The 6,832-nt window shown below is 53.5% G+C and carries 6 protein-coding genes; 2 read left to right on the forward strand and 4 right to left on the reverse strand.

Annotation, left to right across the window (positions count from 1 at the left end):
- Positions 1 to 422: 422 nt before the first annotated feature.
- Positions 423 to 902: a pseudoazurin gene (locus AC221Y_RS17840; protein WP_486707910.1), complete on the forward strand. Its 480-nt coding sequence runs from the start codon at positions 423 to 425 to the stop codon at positions 900 to 902.
- Positions 903 to 1,462: 560 nt separating this feature from the next.
- Here AC221Y_RS17840 and AC221Y_RS17845 read toward each other — a convergent pair.
- From AC221Y_RS17845 to AC221Y_RS17860, 4 genes are all read right to left on the reverse strand, one after another.
- A complete protein-coding gene (locus tag AC221Y_RS17845) occupies positions 1,463 to 1,792 on the reverse strand; it encodes an arsenate reductase family protein (protein WP_486707911.1) in 330 nt (109 codons plus the stop codon).
- A gap of 279 nt (positions 1,793 to 2,071) precedes the next feature.
- Positions 2,072 to 2,710, reverse strand: a complete 639-nt coding sequence (locus AC221Y_RS17850; protein WP_486707912.1) for an ankyrin repeat domain-containing protein — start codon at positions 2,708 to 2,710, stop codon at positions 2,072 to 2,074.
- 491 nt (positions 2,711 to 3,201) lie between these two features.
- On the reverse strand, positions 3,202 to 4,002 hold the full coding sequence (locus tag AC221Y_RS17855) for a 2-keto-4-pentenoate hydratase (RefSeq protein WP_486707913.1): 801 nt from the start codon (positions 4,000 to 4,002) through the stop codon (positions 3,202 to 3,204).
- A 545-nt stretch (positions 4,003 to 4,547) separates the two neighbouring features.
- Positions 4,548 to 5,246 (reverse strand): IS6 family transposase, encoded by a 699-nt coding sequence (locus AC221Y_RS17860; protein ID WP_486707914.1) that lies wholly within the window; start codon positions 5,244 to 5,246, stop codon positions 4,548 to 4,550.
- An 819-nt stretch (positions 5,247 to 6,065) separates the two neighbouring features.
- Between AC221Y_RS17860 and AC221Y_RS17865 the strand changes: the two genes are divergently transcribed.
- Complete coding sequence (locus AC221Y_RS17865; RefSeq protein WP_299754963.1) at positions 6,066 to 6,494, forward strand: GNAT family N-acetyltransferase; 429 nt, start codon at positions 6,066 to 6,068, stop codon at positions 6,492 to 6,494.
- Positions 6,495 to 6,832: the final 338 nt, after the last annotated feature.

Genomic DNA, 6,832 nt, shown 5'->3' on the forward strand with positions numbered 1-6,832 from the left:
AGGCGGTTGTTGGTGTTTTCGACGGTTCCCTTTTGCCAAGGTGACTGAGGGTCGCAGAACCAATGGTTCAACTCCAATCCTGCTTGATCAACAGGGAAGTGTGACACTTCTTGCAGATGTGAGACATTCTAACTTTGCGGCTACAATTAAAAGGCCGATAATAGAGATTATGGTAACTTTGGTAGCGGAGCGGATGCTTCCGGCAAAGACCCAACTCCTCAGAGAACCGAGCGCCTTCGCATTACCCCAGGACCGCTTAATACGGACAGTGATATTGCATATCTTGTCGAGGCGCTTAATTCCTTGTGGCAGCGGTGTGCAATTGCACGGGCAGTTGTCTAAGTGTTGTCAACGCCTAGATGATATAAGGACGGGCACAGCGTGGTTACGCGGGGCCAGGTATTAACTGGAAGGAAGTTTCTATGAAAATTACTCGCCGTGACGGCCTTAAGCTCATTGGCGCGACTGCGCTTGCAACCGTGCCACTCAAATCGTTCGCTGGTAGCCACAACACTGATCATGTCGTTGAAATGCTCAACAAGGACGCAAGTGGAGAGCGTCAGGTGTTTAATCCACCTGTGATCAAAATTGCTGAGGGCGATTCAGTTACTTTTACCTCAACCGACCGCGGCCACAACTCGGCCTCCACCAAGGATATGCTCCCCGATGGCGCCGCCGAATGGAAGGGCGACATCAACGGCAACATTACAGTCACCTTCGATGTGCCCGGCGTATACGGCTACCACTGCACACCGCATCAGTCGACTGGCATGGTTGGTCTTGTGCTTGTTGGTGACGTAACCCAGGAACAAATTGACGTCGCCAAAGACGTCCGTCAGCGCGGCAAAGCACGTTCGCGTTACGAAGATTACTTTGCGATGGCAGAAGAGAAAATGGGTTAATCCTAAGTTTCAAACCCTCAACCGATAAAGCGGGGCGCCCAATCGGGCGCCGCTTTTTTGCGATTTTTGGTCATAATCTAATTGTTGCAGGGCACGTTTCATTTCGGATTGCATCACTCGATAAATTCTTAATGAAGAGCAGGAGGATGTAACGGAAAACCTCATTGCAAATTGAACCACTACGGACGTCGAGTCTTGGGGCAAATGCTTCATACGAAAGCATCGAAAACTACGATCTCTGATGCACTTGGCGGAGACCGTGAAACACTCCACCTCAAGACCAAACGCAACGCGTGGCGTGATGACGAAGTCCCATAGGCTGAAGGCTCATGGCAAATGACGTCACAGATGTTGGCCGATCAGAGCTACTGTGAAGCGCAAAAGGCGCGTTCAGGACCTCGAACAGCTGGCGACTGTGAGTGATCGACTGGAAGACTGCTGGTCTCCAGAAGTGATCGCAGAACGTCTCAAAATGGAAGCGCCATGTATGGGACAAAGCTGCCCGATATTGACTGAAGGGTGGGCATTCGGCTTCTAACCCGCATCTTCATCCAAGGACATTAACCCTGAAGCAAAGCCTTTTGAACCGCGTCATCCCATCCTAGATAAAACACATCCCGATCACGTATGATCGGGCGGGTCATCACCTTTGGTTGGGCTGATATCTGGGCATCTGCCTCCGAATTTTTTAGCCAGTCATTGAGCGCCCGGTAGTCATTCGATTTTCGATCCACTAGCCGATCTCCGAACTCTGCAATCAGCTCGCCCAACTCTGCTTCACTCAGCGGTTCGGCCCGAACATCACGAAAACTGACGTCCCTGCCCTCTGCTTCCAACGCCTTTCGGGCCCTCTGACAAATTGCACAGGTGCTCAATCCATAGATCTTCATGTGGCAATTTCCTTTGGCGGGTGTCCTGCAATCTCATGCATCAAAACTTTTAGCGCAACCCGTTCAATCTTGTTTGGCTATACAGCGGTCGCCCATTTGCGAAATTCGTGGTCGGTGCACCATCGATCGCGAAGGGCACGGAGCAGCCATTCGCCGCGCCCTTCATAAATGACCGCTTTGCGGGACAGAGCCGCTGTTAGTCACGCGTCTTTTCAGCATTGATCCTTCGCGCGGAATTTCCCCATTTGGAACTACTATAATTGGTCTCGTTGGAATCGCCTAGGAAGCGGCTCTGTGATTTTGTTCAAAGAACCTGTTAATCGCAGTGTCGAGTTCGGATCGAAGGACATCTTCTCCATGGTTTCCGCACCAAATGAGCGCCTGTAGCCTGAGGTCACGGTCGGAGAAATCCACCAAGCCTGAGCGAAGCAAGTACGTTGCAATATTGAAATGCCCGTTCTTTATGGCTTCAATCAATGCCGAGTTTCGGCCTGTCTTATCCGTAACATTGACATTTGCGCCATTGGAAACAAGCGCCTTGACCACTGAAATGTGCCCTTTCACAGCAGCCTCGATCAGTGCGGTGCGTCCGTAGTATTCTGCCTGCAAGTCGATCTGGATCCTTGGATGGCTTAACAGAAGGTCAATGATAGCCAGATTACCACTTCCGGCAGCAATCATCAGAGGAGTGCTTTTCCACTTATTCTTTGCATCAATGCAAATTAAAGGTTGGCTCAAGAGCAGTTGAGTAGCCTCAGTGTTTCCCTCTCGTGCAGCGATGTGAAGAGCGGTCCAACCATCAGGATCGGCCTCATTCACATCCTCGTAGTTGAGAACCTCTGAAAGTGCATTCATATCCCCTGACAGCACGGAATCAATTAGTTTACCATGGTCGAATTCAAAAGACTTGTCTGACATCTTGGATGCTCCTCGCGATCCTTCTATCCATAGAATACTGGGAAAACTGAACGAATCCAACTCAGAGTTCAATGAGTTTCAAATTCTGGGCGGGTATCTAAGAGAAGGATTACTAGGGGCTTGTCTTATGCTTTTCCCATCGATCTGCGAAGATTGAGCCGGTGCCCGCCACGCCAATTTTGGCGGGCACCGGCGGCGGTTGGATCGATATGGGCTTGGTCATGACGGATACTCATAGCAGTCGTTCGCTGCAAATCGATCGAATGTCCGCTAAGGCCTACGATATCTGAGGTCTCCGCCCTGCCCAGCCATGTTTACGAACCACAAAGGCGGGCTTTCTACTTGGTTGCAAAACACGCACGCCTGATCGGCTCTAGACAGAAGGTGTCTCAATGCGTTCGAGTTTGCACGAACTGCCTCCCGGCTCAACGAGATGCAGTCCGACGGATGGTGTGAGGCGGAGTAAAGACTGCCCTGCGGCTTATCGCACGCTAGATGATCTCGATCTCCAGCGGAGGAAGATCGACTCCCTCCAGCGCGGTCTGCCAAACCTGCCCGGCCGAGATGTCATAGGCGAGTGTGACACTTCCAGTGGTCACAAATTCGCCTGGCAGCAGTGGCGGGTTGTTCGGATCCCGCGCCAGCAACTCCACCAAATGGGACAGCGCCAACACCGGCCCGCCCAGAACGTCCCCGGCTCGACCACCGCCGATTTCATCGCCGTCACACGACAACGTCAGGGAGAATCGTGATAGCGCATTCAGCCAGTCGCCCCTGTTCGCATCGCTCAGGCGCCGGCGCGGACCCAGGAAGTACGCGCCATGCAGCGCACCGGCGACCACAGTGTCTTTCGGCCTGAAGCGCCATCCGGGATAGATGGACTGTACAATCTCGATGCCATGCGCCACCCAACCAACGCAGCCTAGCAGAGACGCTGCATCCATGCCGGGCTCGGGTATCTTTTCCAGACCCAGCGCGATCTCCGGTTCGATCTTGGGTTCGGCGGCCGCGGCAGCCGCAAACTGCCAAGGCTCGCCTGTTTCGGTCACCGTCGTGTCGAAAATATCACCCCAGATCGGTGCATCGATCCCGAATTCGGGCCAGAGTCTCTTGTTCGTGAAGCCGAGCTTACGTCCCACTCGCCGCTCACCTCGTGCTTCCCGAAGCGTCCTCAGCTTAGCTGTCACCTGGTAGGCTTGCTCCAGCGTCAATCCCTCAGGCCTGCCGCTAAATGGCACCGTTTGAGTGCCTGAATCCAAGCAGCCGAGTACAGTCTCCGCGATCTCAAGCACGAGGCTCTCCTGTCTCTTGTGCCGGGACGGCAGATGGCACCGGTGGCGGTGGTACGATGACCGGATCGGGTTTCCGTTTCCCCCAAAACCAGCTTTCATTGCGGGTCGGCTCCATGGTCAGTGTTGCGGATGCGAAGGCGAGTATCTATACGGCGAGCAGAGCATACTCGGTGGTTTGAACAGGCATTTTTCCCCCTATCAGATATTCAATACGCTTTAATCCAGGGCAACAAGGCCCCGTAGCGCACGGGCGCTTCGCTGCTATTGGCCAGCCACATCACCACGATGTTGGCCAAGGCTACGATCAGGAACACGCAGCAGGGGCAAGACAAGTGCACCTTTCTCCACGCTCCTCGCCTTGTCGATCATTCCACGTTCCCGGAGCTCCGCTTCGAGCCCATGCACTTCTTCCTTAGTGTATCCATAACGGACATTCCCGAAGTAGAACGCCGTCCCGGTAATATTGACGCCCGATTGAGCACAGATCAAGCAGGCACTGTCAGACGGATTCGAACCAGTCCCAGTATGCCGCCAAATACCGGAACTTATGCCGAACAAAGCTGGCGCCACTCGGAGAGAGCAGCGGCACGGTTTAGCTTGAAATTGTCTCTGCTGTAGAAAGCGCGCTCCTGGTTGAAATAGTTGCAGATTGATGAATGAACGGCGGCGAATTTCTGCAAACTTCGCATCCGGCGGAAGCGTTGCATGGCGCGCTCTCGTCGTCGAAATGGCCCCTTTTCATGGTTTGCAAGCAAACCACTGTCAGGCAGCGGGTGCGAATTCTCGGCCCGATTATTGAGCCAGCGGCCCGTTTTCTGCTTGTTGGCATCGCCGACGACTTTCATCGCAGCGCCATAAGATCGCAATTTGTCCGTCACCAGGGTTTTCGGCAATCCATGGCGGCGCATTGTTTTCTTTAGAAAATTCAATGCCGCCTTACGATCCCGTGTCTTCGTGACGAAGCTTTCCAGCACCTCTCCCTCATGATCAACGGCACGCCAAAGGTAGTGCCGCTCCCCATTGATCTTCACGAAAACCTCGTCCAGATGCCATTGCCAGTTCGAATATGACCGCATCTGCTGCACCCGTTTTCGTCGGATTTCAGCGGCGAACATTGGGCCGAAACGGTTCCACCAATATCGAACCGTTTCGTGGCTGATGTCGATGCCGCGCTCGTGCAGCAGGTCCTCTACATTCCGGAGCGATAGTGGAAATCTCACGTACAGCATAACCGCCAGGCGTATGACCTAGGGGCTGCTGTGAAAGTACTTAAACGGGTCGCATTTTGTCATGAGTGAACGCTAAGAGACCACCCTGCCCGCCTCAACTCAAATCCTTCTGACAAAACCCCAATGACTGCTATGCAGCACGAAGCAGTCGACCGACATTCCTACCAAAAGGTCTGCTGCCAGCCCTTAGCTGCCGCTCATCCGCGTATAGGATTCTACATTCCTCCATGTGGCCAAGACGGTAACCACCTCTGTGTCGCGGTCAAATATCATCCTCGCGCCCAACCAATCCGATTCATTAGCCATAAGGTTAGGATTGGTTTCTTCGAACAATTTCGCGCAAGCCTTGTGAGTACCAGACTTGAGTTTTACTCTCGTCATTACAACGTACATTTCGCGCCCTTCTCGAAAAGTAGAAACCAACGCTTAAATTGGCCTTATCGCTCACCGACTTTGTGCTGGAACGCATAATTGGATCAAGACAGTTTTGGTTTCTTATGCGACCGCAAGTGTAATTGGCTTTGGGCTGGGGTTCGCGGCTACGCGCACGAATGTCTGCCATGTGGAGCGGCTGTGTGAAAATTCGGGATTCTTCATGATTTCACTCCGCTCGTTTTCGGGAGTTGCCAATTTGATGGCTCAGCTCGACCACAGCGCGCCCAAATCTGGCAATTTTTGGCATTTGTAAAAGCTCTCGATAGTTTTCACACAGCCTCCAGACTTTACCGCCGTTAGTTCTGAGCGAACGAATGTCCGCTTCCGTAGTGCGCTCAATTGACACATTTCTTTTGTGATCGTACGCCTCGTCGTACACTTCGTGAAAAGGCCTGAGAAATGACAGCAATTCTCGTGCGGTTGGCCCGCGATGATGCAGATGTCGAAGCGGCGCGTAAACTCTGCCAAGAATGGTTGGACTGGCACTGGGAAAACTACCCCAGCGATTGGCCGACTAAGGCTGATCCCGATTGGTTGACTGGGGTCGAACATCCGATGGATCGCGAAAAGTTCCAAGCGATCCTCGAAGACCTGCCTGAACGGCACAAGCGGCCGGGTGGCGGCATCCTTGTTGCCTCTGTCAACGGAACTCCTGCCGGATGTGTGATGTACAACGAGGCAAGTCCGGGTGTGGCTGAATTCAATCGCATGTTCGTGAGCGTAGAGGGCCGGGGCAATGGGCTTGGTCAAAAGCTGCTGGAAAGCATGTTCGAGCAGATGGTAGCCGACGGATACACGCGAGTTTTTTCTCGTCGGCGACGTTCTTGACACATGCGCGCGCAATGTACAGGAACGCTGGTTTCGTTGATATAGCGCACCCCCAAGGCTTCCCGGATGCTTGGCGGGACAAAGTCTATTTCATGGAGCGCTCGCTCGTGTAGCCCGGCTAAGCGATCGTTTTGGCCTTCCTTTTCGCTGAACAATGCAGCCATTCGCTATACCATAGCGTTTTGGGACGTTTGGGCTCCTTGCTGCCGTTAGCCGCATCGCAGCGATCCTGCCAAACGATCTCGCCCCGACCAACATGAACGGCCCATACCGGCCCTTCACCACCCCGTCATGGAGGTGCAGTGCGGCCCGTTATTGCGGACTTTCGCCGCAACCGC

It is taken from the genome of Boseongicola sp. (assembly GCF_057460485.1).